Below are 3,986 nucleotides of genomic sequence, written 5' to 3' on the forward strand. Positions count from 1 at the left end.
CAGCATCCTGGACGCGGCGCCCCGCCCCGGTGGCGACGTGCACTACCTGTGGACCGACAGCGCCACCGAGCCGCGGTTGTGCTCCACCGCGGGCACCCCGCTGCCGGGGCTGACGACACCGCCCGCACGGGTGCCCGGCCGGCACACCGAGTTGTGGACGCCCGGCCCGCAGGGCCCGGTGCACACGCTGCTCAGCCACCCGGAACACCGCCCGGACCGGCCGCCGCCGCTGGTCTTCCTGCTGCACGGCGGCCCCGCCGACCACGACCGGGACGCCTACGACCCGATGGTGCACTCCCTCGTCGCCTCCGGTTTCGCGGTGGCCAGGACCAACTACCGCGGATCGACCGGTTACGGGCCGCGCTGGCGGTCCGCGTACGCCGAGGGCGTCGGACTGACGCAGGTCGCCGACCTGGTGGCGGTCCGCTCCGACCTGCTGCGGCGCGGCCTCGCCCGACCGGACGCGCTCGGCCTGTGGGGCACCTCCTGGGGCGGCTACCTGGCCCTGCTGGCGCTGGGCACCCGGCCCGGGCTGTGGCAGGCGGGCGTCGCGATGAAGCCCGTCGCGGACAGTGTCGAGGCGTACCGCACCGGCACGCCCGCCCTGCGCGCCCTGGACGAGCGGCTCCACGGCGGCACGCCCGACGAGGTGCCCGAACGCTACGCCCGCAGCTCACCGGTGCACTACGCGACCGACGTCCGGGCCGCGCTGCTGGTGATCGCCGCCACTCGGGACGTCAAGTGCCCGCCGGGGCAGATCCGCCGCTACCTCGCCGCGCTGCGGGACGCCGACGTGCCCTACGAGGAGCTGTGGCTGGACACGGGTCACGACGGCTACCGCGGCGCCGACCACGTCGCGGCGCTGCGCCGGGCCCTGGAGTTCCTGCACCGGACCCTGCGGGACACACCGCAGGCCCACCCAGCTTCCCGCCCCGCCCGGGGCGGGACCCGCCGGCCCGACGGCTCCGCGGCCCACCCGGCCACCGGAGCCACCGGGCCCGACCGATGAGAGGAGGTGGCGACATGCAGAAGGACATCATCCACAACGACCCGCTCGAGGGTGACGAGGAGAACCGCAAGCCGGGGATCGGCATCACCGTGACCATCCCGCTGCGCAACGCAGAGGCACCGGACGAGGACTAGCCGAACCGGCCGGCCCGGCGAACGCCCGACAGTCGCCGGGCCGGTCTTCCCCGCGGCGGCCGGCCGGCCGCCGCGTCCCACCGCCACCGTCCACGGAGGAGCTGCCATGCGTGTGCTGCTGGTCAACATGCCCTGGTCACCGATCGACCTGCCCTCACTCGCCCTGGGCATCCTCAAACGCAGCGTCAACGAGCGCACGCCCGGCGCCAGCGCCGACGTCGTGCACGCCAACCTGGAGTTCACCGACTGGATCACCCGGCGAACGGAGTTCGGAAAGGGCGACTACGAGTACTACGCGCTGTCCTCGTACTTCATGGGGTGCGGCGACTGGGTGTTCTCCTCCGCCCTGTACGACGACCCGGAGTGGAGAAGCGAGGAGTTCACCGCCGCGATGCACCGCCGGCTGAACCGGGCACGCATGCGCATGAGTCATGAACTGCACCGGCTGGCACCGGAGTTCGTACGGGAGACGGCCGCCTCCGTGGTCGCGGCCGAACCGGACGTGGTGGGCTTCACCTCCACCTTCCAGCAGAACACCGCGGCGCTCGCCGCCGCCCGGGAGATCAAGCGCCTCGCGCCGCACATCACCACCGTCATGGGCGGCGCCAACTGCGACGCCGAGCAGGGCGCGGCCGCCCACCGCAACTTCCCGTTCGTCGACTACGTGGTGCGCGGTGAGGGCGAGGCGGCGTTCCCCCGCACCCTGTCGGTGATCGGCGGGGACGCCGACCCGGCCACCGTGCCCGGCCTGTGCTGGCGGGACGGTGAGGGCGCGGCGGTCGCCAACCCGATGACCACCACGCCGCTGCCGCCCGCCGCGATCCTGCCGCCGGACTACGGCGGCTACTTCGAGCGGCTGGCGCAGTCGGCCGCCCGGCACTGGGTCGAACCCAAGCTCGTCGTCGAGGGGGCCCGCGGCTGCTGGTGGGGCGAGAAGCACCACTGCACCTTCTGCGGCCTCAACGGCTCGTTCATGCAGTACCGCAGCAAGAGCCCGGACACCTTCTACACCGAGATCATGGAACTCGCCCGCACCCACCGGGTACTGGACATGTACCTGGTCGACAACATCCTCGACATGGGCTACCTCAACACGGTGCTGCCCCGCATCGTGGAGAGCGGCTACGACCTGCGCATGCACATCGAGATCAAGGCCAACATGCGCCGCGCTCAGCTCCAGACGCTGGCCGACGCCGGCATGATCTACGTGCAGCCCGGCATCGAGAGCCTGAACAGCCGCGTACTGGACCTGATGGACAAGGGCGTCAGCGGCTGCCAGAACGTGCGGATGCTGCGGGACGGCGCCGAGACGGGGCTGGCCGTGTCGTGGAACTACCTGCACGGGTTCCCCGGCGAACGCGACGAGGACTACGAGCCGGTCATCGCGCAACTGCCCGCGCTGGAGCACCTCAACCCGCCGGTGGACCTGTCGGCGCGGATCGCCATCGAACGGTTCAGCCCCTACTTCAACCAGCCCGCGCTGGGCTTCACCGGGCTGCGTCCCGAGGAGCACTACCGGTTCACGTACGACCTGCCCGAGAGCGAGTTGTACGACCTGGCGTACGTCTTCGAGGCCCCCGAGCGCGGCATCGGCGGCAAGACGGTGGAACGGCTCAACGAGGCGCTCGGCGCGTGGAAGGACCACTACCCGGCGAGCCGCCTCACCCAGGCCGACGTCGGGGACCGCATCGTGCTCGTCAGCCGCAGGCGGGGCTTCTCGTGGCGGACCATGGAGCTGACCGATCCGCTGGAGCTGGCCGCCTTCCGGTTGCTCGACCAGCCGCACACCGTGCCCGCGCTGCTCCGCAAACTGCGCGGGGAGGGCGCCGCCGACGAGCCGCGCCTGCGGGAACTGCTCGACACGTGGGTGGACCTGGGCCTGGTCTTCACCGACTCCGGGCAGTACGTGCACCTCGCGCCGCGCGCGGTGAACGAGGACCTGCTGCGGCTGGACTTCATGCGGCACACCCGTACCGGCGCCGAGCAGCCCGCCGAGGGGCAGGCGCCCCCGGCCGTCGTCCCGGTCTGACCCGCCGCACCCGGGGCACGCACCACCGGCGTCGCCCGGGTCGCGCCCCTTCGGCAGCCTCCACCGGCAGCGCCGGTGTCCTAGTGCGAGGAGTACCCGATGAGCAGCGTCTCCGCCCCCGACCTGACGGCGGGCCCCACCATCACCGCGTGGCGCGACTACGACCTCGACGCCTGCACACTGCCCGGCATGTGCCTGGGCGAGTCGACCGCGGCGCCCGGCCCCGACGCCGCGGCACATCTGTGGCAGCAGGGCGCCCGGCGCGTCCGACTGCACGGCACGGTCCGGCTCGGCGCCCCCGCCGACGAGCAGGCCGCGGCCGACACCGTGCGGTCCCTGTGCCTCGTCCGGGACCTGACCGCGCAGGCCGTGCTGGTGGAGTGGCGGCTCGCGCTGGGCGACGATCCGCAGGAGTGGCGGCAGCTCAACCACCTCCAGCCGCCGGTCGCGCTCACCGGCTCCCCCGACGCCGGGGCGGTGCTCCGGACCTGGCGTGACGAGCACTACCTGTGCAAGTGCCTGTGGCGGCAGGGCCCCGGCTTCCTCCAGATCCGCGACCGGCGCTGGGGTGAGCTGCGGCGTTTCACCACGGACGAGCCGGAGTACCGGGAAGCGGTCCGGGTGCTGTCGTACGGCGCGCCCGCCGACGCGGTGCCGCCCGAGGTGCTGGCCGACTTCCGCTCCGAGCAGCTGGTGGGCCAGGTCGGCGAGCTGGTCTGGTGGCTGCCCTACCGGGTCCGGCGCTGGATCCAGGAGGCGATGGCCATCTGACCCGGGCCGGCGGACGGGCGGCGGCGAGGCCGCGGCCTCCGGG

3 protein-coding genes are annotated in these 3,986 nt (G+C 73.1%); all 3 read left to right on the top strand.

Translation table 11 applies throughout. From position 1 onward, the window contains the following. Window positions 1-1,009, top strand: a 1,009-nt coding sequence (locus ACYVE9_RS18130) for an alpha/beta hydrolase family protein (protein WP_461028929.1), incomplete at its 5' end; no start/stop codon positions are given. A 240-nt stretch (window positions 1,010-1,249) separates the two neighbouring features. Continuing rightward, window positions 1,250-3,172, top strand: a complete 1,923-nt coding sequence (locus ACYVE9_RS18135; RefSeq protein ID WP_461028930.1) for a RiPP maturation radical SAM C-methyltransferase — start codon at window positions 1,250-1,252, stop codon at window positions 3,170-3,172. 99 nt (window positions 3,173-3,271) lie between these two features. Further along, window positions 3,272-3,943: a DUF5825 family protein gene (locus ACYVE9_RS18140; RefSeq protein WP_461028931.1), complete on the top strand. Its 672-nt coding sequence runs from the start codon at window positions 3,272-3,274 to the stop codon at window positions 3,941-3,943. Window positions 3,944-3,986: the final 43 nt, after the last annotated feature.

It is taken from the genome of Streptomyces sparsus (assembly GCF_054776295.1).

What these genes read in the sequence shown, in the direction of transcription:
- ACYVE9_RS18140 (WP_461028931.1), top strand. Translation starts at nt 3,272, where the DNA reads ATGAGCAGCGTCTCCGCCCCCGACCTGACGGCGGGCCCCACCATCACC.
- ACYVE9_RS18135 (WP_461028930.1), top strand. Translation starts at nt 1,250, where the DNA reads ATGCGTGTGCTGCTGGTCAACATGCCCTGGTCACCGATCGACCTGCCC.